Here is a 17,703-nt window from a genome sequence, read left to right on the forward strand (position 1 = left end):
CTAGCACCCATTGTCGTACGAATGAGACATGGCAGCAGTTATGTCTCATAACGCACCGGTCATGTTCGCGCTCGCCACCGCCGATACCTGGCCGAACCCATGGCCGATGTACCGGGCACTGCGCGACCACAACCCCGTCCATCACGTGGTGCCCCCCAAACATCCGGAGCAGGACTACTACGTGCTGTCCCGGCACGCCGACGTGTGGGCGGCGGCGCGCGACCACGAGACGTTCTCCTCGGCCCAAGGCCTGACGGTCAACTACGGCGACCTGGAAATGATTGGGCTGCAAGATAACCCGCCATTCGTGATGCAGGACCCGCCGGTCCACACCGAGTTTCGCAAGCTGGTGTCGCGCGGGTTCACACCTCGCCAGGTGGAGGCGGTCGAGCCCAAGGTTCGGCAATTCGTCGTGGAGCGCATCGAGGGGTTGCGCGCCCAGGGCGGCGGCGACATCGTCGCCGAGCTGTTCAAACCGCTGCCCTCAATGGTGGTCGCGCATTATCTCGGTGTGCCCGAGGAAGATTGGGCCCAATTCGACGGCTGGACCCAGGCAATCGTCGCGGCCAACACCGCCGACGGCGGCGTCGCGGGCGCATTGGAGACCGTAGGCGACGCGGTCGGATCGATGATGGCCTACTTCACCGGGCTGATCGAGCGCCGCCGGGTCGAGCCGCAGGACGACACCATCTCCCACCTCGTCGCCGCGGGAGTCGGCGCCGAGGGCGACATCTCGGGCACCCTGTCGATTCTGGCGTTCACCTTCACGATGGTCACCGGCGGCAACGACACCGTGACCGGCATGCTCGGCGGTTCGATGCCGCTGCTGCACCAGCGGCCCGATCAGCGAAAGCTGTTGGTGGACAACCCCGAACTCATCACCGACGCCGTCGAGGAGCTGTTGCGGCTGACCTCGCCGGTGCAGGGGTTGGCCCGCACCACCACACGCGACGTGGCGATCGGCGACACCACCATCTCGGCGGGTCGCCGGGTGCTGCTGCTGTACGGCTCGGCCAACCGCGACGAACGTCAATACGGGCCGGACGCCGGTGAACTCGACGTCACGCGCCGCCCGCGCAATATCCTGACCTTCAGCCACGGCGCCCACCACTGCCTGGGCGCGTCGGCGGCGCGGATGCAATCGCGGGTCACCCTGACCGAACTGCTGGCCCGCTGCCCGGATTTCGACGTCGATGAGAATTCGATCGGGTGGGCGGGCGGCAGCTACGTGCGCCGTCCGGTGTCGGTGCCGATCACCGTGAAGTCCTGATGCCGGGTAACGACTGGCTTGCCTCGAGCCGCAGCGAGGCGGCGGTGGACCGCATCCTCGACGCGGCCGGGCAGCTCTACACCCAACGCGATTCGAACTCGATCGGCATGAACGAAATCGCCAGGGCCGCAGGCTGTTCCCGCGCGACGCTGTATCGGTACTTCGACAACCGCGAGGCGCTGCGCACCGCCTACATCCACCGCGAGACGCACCGGCTGGGCCGCGACATCATTGAGCGCACCGGCGGCATCGAGGACCCCCGCGAAAAGCTGGTGGTGAGCATTCTCGTCACGCTGGGCATGGTTCGCGAGAGCCCGGCATTGGCGTCGTGGTTTGCCACCACCCGTCCGCCGATCGGTGGCGAGCTGGCCGGACAATCCGACGTGATCGCGGCCCTGGCATCGGCGTTCCTGAGTTCGCTGGGACCTGACGATCCCGCCGCCATCGAACGCCGAGCCCGTTGGACGGTGCGGGTGATCGTCTCGCTGCTGACCTATCCGGGACGCGATGCGCACGACGAGCGGGCGATGATCGAGGAATTCGTCGTCCCGATCATCACGCCGGTCGGCACCCACTAGGCGCGTACCCGGGTGAGGCGGTGCAGCAGCCACGCCAGCGGGATCGTCACCACCAGCGTCGCGACGAACAGATACAGCATCGGCCCGGTGTACACGTGGGCGCGCACGATGTAGACCATCGTGAATTCCATGGTCACCAGGTGGATCAGGAAGATCTCGTAGGAGATCTCGCCGAGCCACACCATCGGCCGGCTGGCCAGCAGCTGCCAATACCAGCCGTGGCCCTCGAGGGCCAGCGGGGCCACCGCCAGGGTGGCGATCACCGCGTAGAACACCGTCTTGACGACCGCCTCCGGCGTCGAGGCCGGCGACGTGGTGGGCGCACCGCCGATCGGGGTCGCGACGATGAAATAGCAGATGGCCGCCAACGGGATGGCCGCGAACGCGTAGCAGCGCACCCCCATTGCCTGCAGCACTGCCAGCAACATGCCGCCCAGAAACCACGCCAGATAGGTCGGTAGCCACAGCCGGGCGCCGTCGGCGAACCAATGATCGGTGTGCACCAACACCACCCATATCGGACTGATCAACGACAGCGCCAACAGCGTGCCCACCAACAACCGGGGTCGCCAGCGCCGCCGGCAGATCACCACCAACAACAGGTAAGACAGAAACGGCAGGATGACGTAGAAGGATGCCTCGACCGCCAGGCTCCACATCTGGGTCAGGCCCTGATGCAGATACTTGCCGAGGTAGCCGTCGGTGTAGATCTGCGTCAACGTGAGGTTGCGGACCAGTCCGAGCCAGGAATGCCCGGGGTTGGGTCCGGCGTCTCGGAAGTGGTACAGCACATAGGCGAACAGCACGGTGATGACGTAGGCCGGCATGATGCGCCGAACCCGATGCCACGCATAGCGACTCACCGACGGCGGCGCCCCTCCGTCCACGGCCGAGCGCACCCAGGGACGGAACAGCAGAAAGCCGGACAGCACGAAGAAGATCGGCACGCCGATCTCCATCCGGGCGCCGACCAGGCCCCAATAGCCGTGTGTGTACTTACCGGTGGTGTAGGCGGCGTGGGTGCCGACGACCAGGATCGCGGCGACGGCGCGGATGCCGGTCAGGGAGGCGACCCGGTCGACATGCGCGACCTGCTCGAGTCCGCCTTGGGCGTCCCGTTCGTCGGACAGGGTCATCCGGCGTCGTTTCTGCGCGGCTTGGGCCCACCGCGCCGGGGCTTATCCGAGGACTTGCCGGACGACCGGTCCGGCTTGAGATCGATCAACACGCCCGAGATACGGGTTTTCTCAAGCTTTTTCAGCGTCGCCGCCGGCAGCTTGACAGGCAACTCCACCAGCGAGAAGTCCGGCCCGATGGCGATGTGGCCGAAATCGCTACGGTGCAGGCCGCCTTCGTTGGCGATGGCGCCGACGATCGCCCCCGGCCCGATCTTGTGGCGCTTGCCAACCGCAATCCGATAGGTCTGGAACGATCTTGTGCCCCTTGGCTTTTCCGGACGCTCCCGACGCTCGCCGTCACGCTCGGGCCGCTCGCGGCGCTGTCGCGGCGGTTCCGGCACCATCAAGAACTCTTCGCCGTCCCGGGACTGCACCGCCAACGCCGCGGCGATGTCGGCCATCGGGACATCGTGCTCACGCTCGTAGTCCTGCACCAGCTTGCGGAACAGGTCAAGTCCCGGATTGGCCAGCGCGGCGGTGATGGAGTCGGCGAATTTCGACACCCGCTGCGCGTTGACGTCTTCGACGGTGGGCAGTTCGGACTCGGTCAGCGACTGACGCGTGGCCTTCTCAATCGACTTGAGCAGATGGCGTTCCCGCGGGGAGACGAACAACAGTGCGGTGCCCGAACGTCCGGCCCGGCCGGTGCGTCCGATGCGGTGGACGTAGGACTCGGTGTCGTGCGGGATGTCGTAGTTGAGCACGTGTGAGATGCGCTCCACGTCCAGGCCTCTGGCCGCCACATCGGTGGCGACCAGGATGTCGATGCTGCCGTCCTTCAGCGCGGCGACGGTCCGCTCGCGCTGAGCCTGGGCGATATCACCGTTGATGGCGGCCGCGGAAAAGCCTCGGGCCCGCAGCTTTTCGGCCACCTCTTCGGTCGCCTGCTTGGTGCGCACGAAGACGATCATCGCCTCGAACGGCTCGACTTCCAGAATTCGCGTCAGCGCGTCCATCTTGCGGGGCCCGGCGACCTGAATGTAGCGCTGCGAAATGTTTTCGGCGGTAGCGGTTTTCGCTTTCGAGGTGACTTCGAACGGGTCGTGCAGGTACTTGTTGGTGATCTTGCGGATCGCCGGTGGCATGGTCGCCGAGAAGAGAGCGACCTGCTTGTATTCCGGAGTTTCGCTCAGGATGCGGTCGACTTCCTCGGCGAAACCCATCGTGAGCATCTCGTCGGCCTCGTCGAGCACCAGGTAGTCCACCCGGGACAGGTCCAGCGTCCCGCGTTCGAGGTGGTCGATCACGCGGCCCGGCGTGCCGACCACCACCTGGGCGCCCCGGCGCAACCCGGCCAGCTGCACGCCGTAGGACGCCCCGCCGTAAATCGGGAGCACGTTGAGCTGCCGCAGGTGGGCGCCGTAGCGGCTGAACGCCTCGGCCACCTGCAGGGCCAGTTCGCGGGTGGGCGCCAGGACGAGGGCCTGGGTTGCTTTGCTGGTGACGTCGATTTTGGACAGGATCGGGGTCGCGAAGGCCGCCGTCTTGCCGGTGCCGGTCTGCGCCAGGCCGACCACGTCCGAACCCGCCATCAGTGCCGGAATGGTCGCCGCCTGGATTCCGGTCGGCGACTCGTAGCCGACATCGGCGAGCGCCCGCACGACGTCGGGATGAATCTGCAGGTCGGCGAACGAAGTAGCGGCCGCGTCAGGCGTGCCGTCGGGGACTGTCATCGTGGGAAGAAGTTTAGTGGTGGCCGCGAGCACAGCGCAGCTGGGCGCGTGGGACGTGACATCGACCGGGCGCCACGGCGCGCGGCATGCCTGTCACACCGGCGCGCGCGATGCCGGTACGGTTGCGCGATGTGTGGTGCCTACCGTGCCGTGTCGAGCCACTGACCGTCGGCGTCCTGCTCGCCGTGACGTTGTCCGGCTGCGGTTCGGGAGATTCGACGGTGGCCAAGACGCCGCAGGCCACCACGTCGACCGCGTCGATCACCGCACCCGCCACACCCAAGCCGACCGAAATCGCGTCGCCGGGTTCCAGCGCGCCGGCCGACCCCTGCGCGGTCGACCTGACCTCGCCCACGATCGCGAAGGTGGTCTCCGAGTTGCCCCGCGATCCGCGCAGTCAGCAGGCGTGGAACCCGGAGCCGCTGGCCGGTAATTACAACCAGTGCGCACAGCTTTCCGCGGTGATCATCAAGGCCAACACGAACGCGGTCAACGCGACCACCCGGGCGGTGCTGTTCCATCTCGGCCAGTTCATCCCGCAGGGAGTGCCCGACACCTACGGGTTCAACGGCATCGACGCGGCGCAAACCACCGGCGACACGGTTGCGTTGACCTATCCCAGCGGTATCAACGGCCTGAACACCAACGTCCGATTCCATTGGAACGGCAACACCGTCGAGCTGATCGGCAACGGCCCCGGGCACTGACCCGGCGCGCCTTCGCGCAACCGCGTCGCTGTCGGCCACCTCACCTACAGTGGCTGCTGTGTTCGTCACCGACGACAGCATTGTGTACAGCGCGTCGGACCTGGCCGCGGCCGCCCGATGCGAGTACGCGCTGCTCCGGAATTTCGACGCGAAGCTGGGCCGGGGGCCCGCCGTCGACGTCGAGGACGAGTTGCTGGCGCGCACCGCCGCCCTTGGTGACGACCACGAGCGACGCGAACTCGACCGGCTGCGCGACGAGTTCGCGGACGGCGTCGCGGTCATCGGGCGTCCGGCCTACACGCTGGCCGGTCTGACCGCCGCCGCCGCGGCGACCCGGCGCGCGATCGCCAACCACGCTCCGGTGGTGTATCAAGCCGCGATGTTCGACGGTCGCTTCGTCGGGTTCGCCGACTTCCTGGTCGCCGACGGCGGGCAGTATCGGCTCGTCGACACCAAGCTGGCCCGCTCCCCCAAGGTCACCGCGCTACTGCAGCTGGCGGCCTATGCCGACGCACTGACCCGGATGGGCGTGGCGGTCGCGGACGAGGCCGAACTGCGGCTGGGCGACGGCTCGGTCGTGCGCTATCGGGTCTGCGATCTGATCCCAGTCTTTCGTTCCCAGCGCGTGCAGTTGCAGCGGCTGCTCGACGAGCACCACGCCGGGGCAGCCGCCGTGCGCTGGGAGGACGAGGGGGTGCGGGCGTGTTTTCGGTGTCCGCTGTGCGTCGAGCAGGTGCAGGCCACCGATGATCTGCTGCGGGTGGCCGGCATGCGCGTCAGCCAGCGGGACAGGCTGATTGCTGCCGGGATCAACACGGTCGCCGACCTGGCCCGGCACTGCGGGCCGGTGCCCGATTTGGCTCCCAGCGCGGTGGCCAAGCTGACCGCCCAAGCGAAACTACAAGTACGGCAACGGGATACCGGTATCGCGCAGTTCGAGGTGGTCGATCCGCAGCCGCTGACGCTGTTGCCGGAGCCCGACCCCGGTGATCTGTTCTTCGACTTCGAGGGCGATCCGCTGTGGACCGCCGACGGCCAGGATTGGGGGCTAGAGTACCTGTTCGGCGTGCTCGATGCCGCGGGGAAATTCAGCCCGTTGTGGGCGCACAATCGGGTCGACGAGCGCAAGGCCCTGATCGATTTCCTGGCGATGGTGAAAAAGCGCCGCAAACGCCGGCCCAACATGCACATCTACCATTACGCGCCGTACGAGAAGACCGCGCTGTTGCGGCTGGCCGGACGCTACGGCGTCGGCGAGGACGAAGTCGACGACCTATTGCGCAGCGGGACGCTGGTGGACCTGTATCCGTTGGTGCGCAAGAGCATTCGATGCGGCGCCGAATCGTTCAGCCTCAAGGCCCTTGAGCCGCTGTACATGGGAGCACAACTGCGCTCGGGCGACGTGACCACCGCCGCCGACTCGATCACCTCCTACGCCAAGTCCTGCGAACTGCGCGACACCGGCCGCGCCGACGAGGCCGAGACCGTGCTCAAGGAGATCGAGGACTACAACCACTACGACTGCCGGTCGACCCAAGAGCTGCGCAACTGGCTGCTGGTGCGTGCGTGGGAATCCGGCGTCACTCCCGTTGGTGCCCAACCGGTTTCCGGCGGCAGCACCGTCGAGGACCACGACGAGCTGGCGGCCACACTGGCGGCGTTCACCGGGGACGCCGCCGTCGGCGACCGCACGCCGGAACAGGTCGCCGTCGCACTGGTGGGCGCGGCGCGCGGCTACCACCGGCGCGAGGACAAACCGTTCTGGTGGGCGCATTTCGACCGGCTGAATTTCCCGGTCGACGAATGGGCGGACAACACCGACGTATTCGTCGCCGACCCGGCACCGGGCAGCGTATCGGTCAGCGTGGACTGGCATACCCCGCCGAAGGCCCGCAAGCCGCAGCGACGGGTGAGGATGCGCGGCGAGCTGGCCCGCGGTGACCTGGTGCGTGACGTCTTCGCACTCTACGAGGCGCCGGCGCCGGCGAGCATGACCGACAGTCCCGACCGGCGCGCGGCGGGACGGGCCACCGTCGTCGAGGTCGACGATCCGGCTGTGCCCACCGAAGTCGTCATCCTCGAACGAATAGGAAGCGACGGCAACACTTTTCACCAACTGCCCTTTGCACTGACGCCCGGTCCGCCGCTGCCCACGACCGCGCTGCGCGAGTCGATCGAGTCCACCGCGATCGCGGTCGCCGCCGGCCTGCCACAACTGCCCCGCACCGCGATGATCGACGTCTTGCTGCGCTGCGCGCCCCGCACGAAAAGCCCGCTGCCGCGCGGCACCGACACGATCGCCGATATCACCGCGGCGGCACTGGATCTCGAGTCGTCCTACCTTGCGGTGCACGGGCCGCCGGGGACCGGAAAGACCTACACCGCCGCCGCGGTGATCACCCGCCTGGTCACCGAGCACGGCTGGCGCGTGGGTGTAGTGGCGCAATCGCACGCCACGGTGGAGAACCTGCTGGACGCCGTGATCGACGCCGGGCTGGAACCTAGCCGGGTCGCGAAAAAGAAGTACGATCACCACGCGCCGCGCTGGCAGGAGATCGACGGCAGCGAATACGGCGCCTTCATCTCGGCTCACGCCGGATGCGTGATCGGCGGCACGGCTTGGGATTTCGCCAACGCCCATCGAGTGCTGCCGGGCAGCTTGGATCTACTCGTGATCGACGAGGCGGGCCAGTTCTGCCTGGCCAACACGATCGCCGTGGCGCCGTCTGCGCGTAATCTGCTGTTGCTCGGGGACCCTCAGCAGCTACCGCAGGTCAGCCAGGGCACCCATCCCGAACCCGTCGACACCTCCGCCCTGGATTGGCTGGTCGACGGTCACCGCACATTGCCCGATGAGCGCGGCTACTTCCTGGATCTGTCCTACCGGATGCACCCCGCCGTCTGCGCCGCGGTGTCCACGCTGTCCTACGAAGGCAGGCTGCAGTCGGTGACCGAGCGCACCGCCGCCCGCCGCCTCGACGGCTGTGCCCCCGGTGTGCGCGTGATTTCCGTTCGCCACCAAGGTAATTCGATCGAAAGCCGCGAGGAGGCCGAGGCCATCGTCGACGAGATCGGCCGCCTACTCGGGTCGTCGTGGAGCGACGAGCACGGCAGCCGGCCGTTGGCCGCCTCGGACGTGCTGGTGTTGGCACCGTACAACGCTCAGGTGTCACTGATGCGCCAGCGGCTGGCCGCCGTGGGTCTGGATGCGGTACGGGTCGGGACCGTCGACAAGTTCCAGGGCGGACAGGCACCGGTGGTCTTCATCTCGATGACAGCATCGTCGGCCGATGAAGTGCCACGCGGAATCTCGTTCCTGCTCAACAGGAATCGGCTCAACGTCGCGGTCAGTCGGGCGCAGTACGCAGCGGTGATCGTGCGTTCGGAGCTGCTGACCGAATACCTGCCGCCTACACCGGCCGGCCTGCTGGAGTTGGGCGGCTTTCTGGCGCTGACGGCGAGCGGCTGAAGGCTAACTGCCCGAGGAATGCCGGCCCCGGCCGGTGGGATCGTCGTCCGGGCCATAGCGCTGCCCCCGCGGCGGCCGCAAGGAGCCGTTCACCCGCCGACCCGGCGACGGGGCGCTGCGATCGCTGCGGGTGGCCGGGCCGTGCCAGTGCGGCGGCAGCTCGACGATGGGCCGATGCCGCTTGTCGCGATCGATGTGAGATCCGTTGTGGGCGAAGCCAATCGGCTCAGGCCGCGACGGTGAATCGTCGCGACGGTGGCGGCGCGGCCCGGCGGGATCGGTGTGCAGCTCCTCAGCAGGTGCTACCGAGGCCTTGGGCGGTGCTACAGCGGACCGGGGCGGTGCTACAGCGGACCGGGGCGGTCCGCTCGCGGCGCGGGGCGCGGGCTCGCTGCTCTGCTCGCGGCGCAGGATGACTTCGACATAGTCGTCGTCATCATCGTGATCGTCGTACGGCGCGGCGCCCATGCGCGTGCGCGACATCATCGAGGACGCGAAGCCGACCAGGAACAGCGCGGCGACGATCCCGAACAACGCGATAAACGCGGGCAGCAGCACCGACTGTGACATCGCCGCCGCGAACGGCTCGCGCACGAATTCGGGCAACTGCAACGGAATAGCACCATCGGCCGCATCGCGCTCGGACACCTCAGCCGGCATCTCGGCGCCGATACGCCACGCCATGAACGCGGCCATCGCGGCGCTGCCCAGTACCGCCCCGAGCTGGCGCACCGAGTTGTAGACGGCGGATCCGGTTCCGGCCAGTTCGGGTGGCAGATTGCGGGTGGCGGTGGCCGTCAGCGGCGACCACACAAACGCCATCCCGACACCGACCAGGAAGAACGCCGACAGCAGTCGCCAGATCGGCGTGTCGGGGGTCATCTCGAACGACAGCCAGGTCAGCGAGATCGCGAGCACGGAAAAGCCGAACCCCAGCACCGGCCGTGGGTGGTACCGATCGACGATCAGGCCGACAACCGGCGCGAGCGCGCCATTGGCAATCGCCATCGGGGCGATCACCAGGGCCGACATAGTCGGCGACAGCCCGCACACCATCTGCGTATAGAAGGTCAGCGGCAACATCATCGCGGTCGCCGAGAACGAGGTGATGCCGACCCCGAGGCTGCACAGACTGAAATCGCGGTCGGTGAACACGTCCAGCGGGATCAGCGGCTCCCGGGTGTTCACCGACTGCCAGTAGACGAAGGCCGAGACGAACCCGACGCCGGCCACGACCGTCGCCCAGATCCATGGCTGCCAATGAGCCGACTGGCCCTGCTGCAGACCGAACACGATCAAGAACATGCCCACCCCGGACAGAGCGACGCCGACCAGATCGAACCGATGCGCCCGGGTGGGCAGCTCGGGAACCAGCCCCACCGCCAGTGCCAGCCCGACCAGACCGATCGGGATGTTGACGAAGAAGATCCATTTCCAGCCCAGCCCGTCCACCAGCACGCCACCGGCCAGCGGGCCGACCAGGCTGGCGACGCCGGCGGTGGAGCCCCACAGGCTGACCGCGATCCCGCGCCGGTGCGGCGGGAAAATCCGGGTGATCGTGGACAACGTCTGCGGGGTGAGCACCCCGGCCCCGATCCCCTGCACCACCCGGGCGGCGATAAGCATGCCTGCGCTACCGGCCAGTCCGCACCACATCGAGGCGACGATGAACACCACCAGGCCGATCAGGTAGAGATTTTTCGGCCCGTACCGGTCCCCCAGCCGGCCGGCCACCAGCAACACCACCGCGTACCCGAGCAGGTAGGCGCTCGTCACCCAGATGACCGCGTCGTAGCCGATATGCAGGTCGGCCATGATGGTCGGGTTGGCGATCGCGACGATGGTCGAGTCGACCATGATCATGAAGAACCCGATCATCATCGCGAAGAGGGCAAGCCACGGGTTGTCGCGGCCGCGCGGCCCCGAGGGCGCGAGGAACTTGCGCTCCGGCGCCATGTCGGCACGGCTGGGCCCCGCGCGCCGGGCTCCCCCGGACGACCCGGACGTGACCCCGGAAGCGGCCCCGGTCATGCACTCACCTCGCTTTAAGCGCCCGACGACCGGCTTGCCGCCGTGAGCAGGTGTGATACCGCCCGCACGCCACGATTTCCCCAACTGCAGCCGACCAACGGCCGCATCGCCACCGAGCGGTGTCCCGCCTGCATTATTCCGGGTCGACCGGCCGTCCGCCGTCCGCGGTGGGGTTGACGCGCACGAATCGCGGCCGGCGCCACGTTCAGCAAACTCGCGTTAGCCTGAAGAGACGCCAATCGCAGGAGAGGCACTATGAGCGCGCGACGCAATAGGCCAGGGCCGTGGTCCCTGAGACGAACCGAGCCACCACCGGAGCACGTGCCGACCGGCCGCTCCGGCCGCCCGAAGGCTTCGACCCGCGCATTGGCGCAGGTCATCGAGCGTAGTTCGCGGGCCCAGGGCCCCGCCGCCGAAGCCCTGGTGGCCCGGCTACGGCGGGCCAACCCCGGCGCGAGCCCGGCCGAGATCGTTACCAAGCTGGAAAACCGCTATCTGACCGCGCTGATGGCCAGCGGTGCCGCGGTCGGTTCGGCGGCGACCTTCCCCGGGGTCGGCACGTTGACGGCCCTGTCGGCGGGCGCCGGTGAAACCGTGTTCTTCCTGGAAGCGACGGCCATCTTCGTGCTGTCGACCGCCCTGGTCTACGGCATCCCGGCCGATCATTACGAACGGCGCCGCGCGCTGGTGCTGTCGGTCCTGGTCGGTGACGACAGCAAGCGGGCCATCGGCGAGCTGATCGGTCCGGCGCGCACCAGTGGCGGCTGGCTGGCCGAAGGCATGGCCTCACTGCCGCTGTCGAGCTTGGGCCGGCTCAACACGCGCATGCTCGGGTACTTCGTCAAGCGGTACGCGTTGCGGCGCGGCGCGTTGATGTTCGGCAAAATGCTGCCGGTCGGCATCGGTGCCGTGGTCGGTGGCGGCGGCAATCGCATGATCGGCAAGAAAATCATCCACAATGCCCGCCAGGCGTTCGGCCCACCGCCGGTCCGCTGGCCGAACCCCTTGCACGTGTTGCCGCCGGTGTCCGAGGCGAGCCGGTAGCCCGCCGGCCCCCCGGTTCCCAAGGTCTCGCTGGCGAATCAACAGCGAAGGGTTAGCCTTTATGGGGCGGAAACGTACCAGTCCGCCGCGGGTGTGAGGTACCTCGTCGACCGAGGTGCGCAGAGTCGCAGGCGCCGGGGCAATGGGCTTGCAGAGCAAAGGAATTGAGGCGAACAGCGACCGTGAGCAATAGCAGTTCACCATTCGGGCAAAATGAATGGCTGGTCGAGGAGATGTACCGCAAGTTCCGCGACGACCCGACGTCGGTGGATCCGAGCTGGCACGAGTTCCTGGTGGACTACAACCCGGAGTCGCCGGCCGCAGCCACCCAGGACGCGCCGAGCCCGGCTGACGCGCAGCCCGCCGCAGCACCCAAGCCGGTCGCCGTCGCCGCGCCGCCGGCCGCCGCTGCGGCTCAGCCCGCCGCTACCCCGGCCGGCAACGGCGCCGCGACCCCGGCACCCGCCGCGCCCGCTCCCAAACCCGCCGCACCCCCACCGGCCGAAGGCGACGAGGTGCAGGTGCTGCGTGGGGCCGCCGCGGCCGTCGTCAAGAACATGTCCGCATCGCTGGACGTGCCGACGGCGACCAGCGTCCGTGCCGTCCCCGCGAAGCTGATGATCGACAACCGGATCGTCATCAACAACCAACTCAAGCGCACCCGCGGCGGCAAGATCTCCTTCACCCATCTGCTCGGCTACGCGCTGGTGCAGGCGGTCAAGCAATTCCCCAACATGAACCGGCATTACGCCGAGGTTGACGGCAAGCCCACCGCGGTCACCCCGGCGCACACCAACCTCGGTCTGGCCATCGACCTGCAGGGCAAGGACGGCAAGCGTTCGCTGGTGGTCGCCGGCATCAGGGGCTGCGAGACGATGCGCTTCGCGGAGTTCGTCTCCGCCTACGAAGACATCGTGCGTCGCGCCCGTGACGGCAAGCTGACCGCCGAAGACTTTGCCGGAGTGACGATTTCGCTGACCAACCCGGGCACCATCGGCACCGTGCACTCGGTCCCGCGACTGATGGCCGGCCAGGGCGCCATCATCGGTGTGGGCGCGATGGAATACCCCGCCGAATTCCAGGGCGCCAGCGAGGAACGCATCGCCGAACTCGGTATCGGAAAGCTGATCACGCTGACCTCGACCTACGACCACCGCATCATCCAGGGTGCGGAATCGGGCGACTTCCTGCGCACCATCCACGAGATGCTGCTTTCGGATGCGTTCTGGGACGACATCTTCCGTGAGCTGGGCAACCCGTACCTGCCGGTGCGATGGAGCACCGACAACCCGGACTCGATCGTCGACAAGAACGCCCGGGTGATGGAATTGATTGCGGCATATCGCAATCGCGGGCATCTGATGGCCGACATCGACCCACTGCGGTTGGACACCAGTCGATTCCGCAGCCACCCCGACCTGGAAATCCTCAATCACGGCCTGACGCTCTGGGATCTGGACCGGGTGTTCAAGGTCAACGGCTTCGCCGGCTGTCAGTACAAGAAGCTGCGCGACGTGCTGGGCCTGCTGCGCGATGCCTACTGCCGCCACATCGGCGTGGAATACACCCACATCCTCGAGCCCGAGCAGCAGCGCTGGCTCGAAGAGCGGGTCGAGACCAAGCACGTCAAACCGACGGTGGGCGAACAGAAGTACATTCTGAGCAAGCTCAACGCGGCCGAGGCCTTCGAAACCTTCCTGCAGACCAAATACGTTGGGCAGAAACGATTCTCGCTGGAAGGCGCCGAAAGCCAGATCCCGCTGATGGACGCGGTGATCGACCAGTGCGCCGAACACGGCCTGGACGAAGTGGTCATCGCAATGCCGCACCGGGGCCGGCTCAACGTGCTGGCCAACATCGTCGGCAAGCCCTACTCGCAGATCTTCAGCGAGTTCGAGGGCAACCTCAACCCGTCGCAGGCGCACGGTTCCGGTGACGTGAAATACCACCTCGGTGCGACCGGCGTGTACCTGCAGATGTTCGGCGACAACGATATTCAGGTGTCGCTGACCGCCAACCCGTCACACCTGGAGGCCGTCGACCCGGTCCTCGAGGGTCTGGTGCGGGCCAAGCAGGACCTGCTGGAACTGGGGCACGTCGACGGCGAAGAAGAACGGGCCTTCTCGGTGATGCCGCTGATGCTGCACGGCGACGCCGCCTTCGCCGGCCAGGGCGTGGTCGCCGAGACGCTGAACCTGGCGCTGCTGCCCGGCTATCGCGTCGGTGGCACCATCCACGTCATCGTCAACAACCAGATCGGCTTCACCACCGCACCCGAGTTCTCCAGGTCCAGCGAGTACTGCACCGACGTGGCGAAAATGATTGGCGCGCCGATCTTCCACGTCAACGGCGACGACCCGGAAGCGTGCGTGTGGGTGGCGCGGCTGGCCGTGGACTTCCGCCAGCAGTTCCACAAGGACGTCGTCATCGACATGTTGTGCTACCGCCGTCGCGGCCACAACGAGGGTGACGACCCGTCGATGACCAACCCCTACATGTACGACGTCGTCGACACCAAGCGCGGCGCCCGCAAGAGCTACACCGAAGCGTTGATCGGCCGCGGCGACATCTCGATGAAGGAAGCCGAGGACGCGCTGCGCGACTACCAGGGCCAACTGGAGCAGGTGTTCAACGAGGTCCGTGAGGTGGAAAAGCACGGCGTGCAGCCGAGCGCATCGGTGGAAGCCGACCAGCCGGTGCCCGCGGGGCTGGCCACCGCGGTGGACAAGGCGCTGCTGGCCCGCATCGGCGACGCGTTTCTGGCCGCGCCGGAGGGATTCTCGGTGCACCCGCGCGTGCAGCCGGTGCTGGAGAAGCGCCGGGAGATGGCCTACGAGGGCAAGATCGACTGGGCCTTCGGCGAGCTGCTGGCACTGGGATCCCTTGTCGCAGAAGGCAAGCTGATCCGGCTGTCCGGCCAGGACACTCGCCGTGGCACCTTCTCGCAGCGCCATTCGGTGATCATCGATCGCCACAACTGCGCGGAGTTCACGCCGCTGCAGCTACTGGCGACCAACCCCGACGGCACGCCGACCGGGGGCAAGTTCCTGGTCTACGACTCGCCGCTGTCCGAATACGCCGCCGTGGGTTTCGAGTACGGCTACACCGTGGGCAACCCGGACGCACTGGTGCTGTGGGAGGGGCAGTTCGGCGACTTCGTCAACGGCGCGCAGTCGATCATCGACGAGTTCATCAGCTCGGGCGAGGCCAAGTGGGGCCAATTGTCCAACGTGGTGCTGCTGCTGCCGCACGGCCACGAAGGCCAGGGTCCCGACCACACCTCCGGCCGGATCGAGCGCTTCCTGCAGCTGTGGGCCGAGGGTTCGATGACGATCGCGATGCCGTCGACGCCGTCGAACTACTTCCACCTGCTGCGCCGGCACGCGCTGGACGGAATTCAGCGCCCGCTGATCGTATTCACCCCGAAGTCGATGCTGCGCAACAAAGCGGCCGTCAGCGACATCCGGGACTTCACCGAGATCAAGTTCCGCTCGGTGCTCGAGGAACCCACCTACGAAGAGGGCATCGGCGATCGCGGCAAGGTTCGCCGGATCCTGCTGACCAGCGGCAAGATCTACTACGAGCTGGCGGCACACAAGGCCAAGGACAACCGCGACGACATCGCGATTGTGCGGATCGAGCAGCTCGCGCCGCTGCCCAAGCGGCGGCTGAGCGAAACGCTGGATCGCTACCCCGACGCCAGCGAGTACTTCTGGGTGCAGGAAGAGCCGGCCAACCAGGGTGCATGGCCCCGGTTCGGCCTGGAGCTGCCCGAGCTACTGCCGGACAAACTGACCGGCATCAAGCGCATCTCGCGCCGGGCGATGTCGGCGCCGTCGTCGGGATCGTCGAAGGTGCACGCGGTCGAACAGCAGGAGATACTCGACACCGCGTTCGGCTGAGATTCCGCAGTCACCGGGTGAACCTCCGCAGCCACCAGTTAGCCTCGACGCATGGGGCGGACTTGGGAAAGGGTGTATATGCAGAAGTTCGCCGGCAAGGTCGCCGTTGTGACCGGGGCGGGTTCGGGCATCGGTCAGGCACTGGCCGTCGAGCTCGGCCGCGCGGGTGCCAGCCTTGCGATCAGTGACGTCAACACCGAAGGACTGGCGCAGACCGAGGAGCAGCTGAAGGCGATCGGCGCGCCGGTCAAGGCCGACCAGCTCGACGTCACAGAGCGAGAGGCCTTCCTGGCCTACGCCGACTCCGTCAACGAGCACTTCGGCAAGGTCAACCAGATCTACAACAACGCGGGGCTGACCCACATCGGCACCCTCGAGTTCAGCGACTTCAAGGACATCGAACGGGTGATGGACGTCGACTTCTGGGGCGTCGTCAATGGCACCAAAGCCTTTCTCCCCCATGTGATCGCGTCCGGCGACGGCCACATCGTCAACATCTCCAGCGTGCTCGGGGTGATGGCGCTGCCCGGTCAGGTCGCTTACGTCTCGGCCAAGTTCGCCGTCCGCGGATTCACCGAGGCGCTGCGCCAGGAGATGGCGGTGGCCGGTCACCCGGTGGGGGTGACCGTGGTGCACCCGGGCGGTGTCAAGACCTCGTTCGGCACCAACGCCGTCGTCGCCGAGGGTATGGGCATCGACCATGACCAGATGCTGGAGAACTTCGATCAGCAGGTGGCCAAGACCACACCGCAACAGGCCGCTCAAACCATCATGGCCGCGGTGGGCAAGAACAAGGCCCGGGTGCTGATCGGCGCCGACGCGAAATCCGCGGACCTGCTGGTGCGCATTGCCGGTACGCGATACCACGAACTGCTGTTCGGTGGGCCGGGCCTGCTGGGCCGGGTGACGACCTTCGTGCGCGGGTTGCTGGCGCGCAGGAGCTGACCCGTTACTACCCGGGACCGCTGGTACCGGTAATCTCGAGGCAACTGTGGACACGAGGGAGAGTGCACATGCAGGGGTTCGCCGGCAAGGTCGCGGTGGTCACGGGCGCGGGTTCGGGCATCGGCCAGGCGCTGGCCGTCGAGCTGGCGCGCTCGGGCGCCAGCGTGGCGATCAGTGACGTCAACACCGAAGGACTGGCCCAGACCGAGGAACGGCTCAAGGCCATCGGCGCGCCGGTGCGCTCCGATCGGCTCGACGTGAGCGAACGCGAGGCTTTCCTGGCCTATGCCGACGCCGTCAACGAGCACTTCGGCAAGGTCAACCAGATCTACAACAACGCCGGCATCGCGTTCACCGGCGACATCGAGGTCAGCCAGTTCAAGGACATCGAACGGGTGATGGACGTCGATTTCTGGGGAGTTGTCAACGGCACCAAGGCTTTTCTGCCCCACCTGATCGCGTCCGGGGACGGCCACGTCGTCAACGTCTCCAGCGTGTTCGGATTGTTCTCGGTGCCGGGCCAGGCCGCCTACAACGCAGCCAAGTTCGCGGTGCGGGGCTTCACCGAGGCCCTGCGCCAGGAGATGTGGGTGGCCGGGCATCCGGTGAAGGTGACCACGGTGCACCCGGGCGGCATCAAGACCGGGATCGCGCGCAACGCCACCGCCGCCGAGGGAATCGACGCGGCCCAACTGGCCAAGGTCTTCGACAAGCGGATGGCCAGGACCAGCCCCGAGACGGCCGCGCGGGTGATCCTGGACGCGGTCCGCAAGAACAAGCCCCGGGTACTGGTCGGCACGGACGCCAAAGTGCTCGATGCCCTGGTGCGCCTCACCGGCCCGGGATACCAGCGGCTGTTCGGTACCGCCACGCGCCGCATTCTGCCCAGCGGCAAGCGGTAGATCC

The 17,703-nt window shown here is 67.2% G+C and carries 11 protein-coding genes; 8 read left to right on the forward strand and 3 right to left on the reverse strand.

Annotated elements, in window-relative coordinates:
* The first annotated feature begins 28 nt into the window (after positions 1-28).
* Entirely contained in the window at positions 29-1,270 is a 1,242-nt protein-coding gene (locus ACAG21_RS27340; protein WP_370499384.1) for a cytochrome P450, read from the forward strand.
* Positions 1,270-1,848: a TetR/AcrR family transcriptional regulator gene (locus tag ACAG21_RS27345; RefSeq protein ID WP_370499385.1), complete on the forward strand. Its 579-nt coding sequence runs from the start codon at positions 1,270-1,272 to the stop codon at positions 1,846-1,848. The genes ACAG21_RS27340 and ACAG21_RS27345 overlap by 1 nt, the downstream gene beginning before the upstream one ends.
* On the opposite strand, the gene ACAG21_RS27350 is transcribed toward ACAG21_RS27345, so the two are convergent.
* Positions 1,845-2,984, reverse strand: a complete 1,140-nt coding sequence (locus tag ACAG21_RS27350) for an acyltransferase family protein (RefSeq protein ID WP_370499386.1) — start codon at positions 2,982-2,984, stop codon at positions 1,845-1,847. The genes ACAG21_RS27345 and ACAG21_RS27350 overlap by 4 nt on opposite strands.
* On the reverse strand, positions 2,981-4,699 hold the full coding sequence (locus tag ACAG21_RS27355) for a DEAD/DEAH box helicase (RefSeq protein ID WP_370499387.1): 1,719 nt from the start codon (positions 4,697-4,699) through the stop codon (positions 2,981-2,983). Before ACAG21_RS27355 ends, ACAG21_RS27350 begins: the two co-directional genes overlap by 4 nt.
* A 122-nt stretch (positions 4,700-4,821) precedes the next feature.
* Here ACAG21_RS27355 and ACAG21_RS27360 point away from each other — a divergent pair, with 122 nt between their 5' ends.
* Both ACAG21_RS27360 and ACAG21_RS27365 read left to right on the forward strand, forming a co-directional pair.
* Positions 4,822-5,406 carry an LppP/LprE family lipoprotein gene (locus ACAG21_RS27360; protein WP_370499420.1) on the forward strand — a complete coding sequence of 195 codons (585 nt, stop codon included), beginning with the start codon at positions 4,822-4,824 and terminating at the stop codon, positions 5,404-5,406.
* Between the two features lie 58 nt (positions 5,407-5,464).
* Entirely contained in the window at positions 5,465-8,875 is a 3,411-nt protein-coding gene (locus ACAG21_RS27365) for a TM0106 family RecB-like putative nuclease (protein ID WP_370499388.1), read from the forward strand.
* A 3-nt stretch (positions 8,876-8,878) separates the two neighbouring features.
* On the opposite strand, the gene ACAG21_RS27370 is transcribed toward ACAG21_RS27365, so the two are convergent.
* Positions 8,879-10,831 carry a DHA2 family efflux MFS transporter permease subunit gene (locus ACAG21_RS27370; protein WP_370499421.1) on the reverse strand — a complete coding sequence of 651 codons (1,953 nt, stop codon included), beginning with the start codon at positions 10,829-10,831 and terminating at the stop codon, positions 8,879-8,881.
* Positions 10,832-11,161: 330 nt separating this feature from the next.
* Here ACAG21_RS27370 and ACAG21_RS27375 point away from each other — a divergent pair, with 330 nt between their 5' ends.
* The 4 genes from ACAG21_RS27375 (at position 11,162) to ACAG21_RS27390 (ending at position 17,699) form a co-directional block, all read left to right on the forward strand.
* On the forward strand, positions 11,162-11,950 hold the full coding sequence (locus ACAG21_RS27375) for a hypothetical protein (protein WP_370499389.1): 789 nt from the start codon (positions 11,162-11,164) through the stop codon (positions 11,948-11,950).
* 182 nt (positions 11,951-12,132) lie between these two features.
* The gene (locus ACAG21_RS27380) at positions 12,133-15,852 is read left to right on the forward strand and encodes a multifunctional oxoglutarate decarboxylase/oxoglutarate dehydrogenase thiamine pyrophosphate-binding subunit/dihydrolipoyllysine-residue succinyltransferase subunit (RefSeq protein ID WP_370499390.1); all 3,720 of its coding nucleotides are present in this window, start codon (positions 12,133-12,135) and stop codon (positions 15,850-15,852) included.
* A 78-nt stretch (positions 15,853-15,930) separates the two neighbouring features.
* Entirely contained in the window at positions 15,931-16,797 is an 867-nt protein-coding gene (locus tag ACAG21_RS27385) for an SDR family NAD(P)-dependent oxidoreductase (protein ID WP_370499422.1), read from the forward strand.
* A gap of 68 nt (positions 16,798-16,865) precedes the next feature.
* On the forward strand, positions 16,866-17,699 hold the full coding sequence (locus ACAG21_RS27390; RefSeq protein ID WP_370499391.1) for an SDR family NAD(P)-dependent oxidoreductase: 834 nt from the start codon (positions 16,866-16,868) through the stop codon (positions 17,697-17,699).
* Positions 17,700-17,703: the final 4 nt, after the last annotated feature.

This window comes from Mycobacterium sp. pR1184, from assembly GCF_041287235.1.
Classification (GTDB): domain Bacteria; phylum Actinomycetota; class Actinomycetes; order Mycobacteriales; family Mycobacteriaceae; genus Mycobacterium.

Bases quoted from the DNA above. Each gene is read 5' to 3' on its own strand.
- ACAG21_RS27340 (WP_370499384.1), top strand. From the start codon at position 29: ATGGCAGCAGTTATGTCTCATAACGCACCGGTCATGTTCGCGCTCGCC.
- ACAG21_RS27345 (WP_370499385.1), top strand. From the start codon at position 1,270: ATGCCGGGTAACGACTGGCTTGCCTCGAGCCGCAGCGAGGCGGCGGTG.
- ACAG21_RS27350 (WP_370499386.1), bottom strand. From the start codon at position 2,984: ATGACCCTGTCCGACGAACGGGACGCCCAAGGCGGACTCGAGCAGGTC.
- ACAG21_RS27355 (WP_370499387.1), bottom strand. From the start codon at position 4,699: ATGACAGTCCCCGACGGCACGCCTGACGCGGCCGCTACTTCGTTCGCC.
- ACAG21_RS27370 (WP_370499421.1), bottom strand. From the start codon at position 10,831: ATGGCGCCGGAGCGCAAGTTCCTCGCGCCCTCGGGGCCGCGCGGCCGC.
- ACAG21_RS27375 (WP_370499389.1), top strand. From the start codon at position 11,162: ATGAGCGCGCGACGCAATAGGCCAGGGCCGTGGTCCCTGAGACGAACC.
- ACAG21_RS27385 (WP_370499422.1), top strand. From the start codon at position 15,931: ATGCAGAAGTTCGCCGGCAAGGTCGCCGTTGTGACCGGGGCGGGTTCG.
- ACAG21_RS27390 (WP_370499391.1), top strand. From the start codon at position 16,866: ATGCAGGGGTTCGCCGGCAAGGTCGCGGTGGTCACGGGCGCGGGTTCG.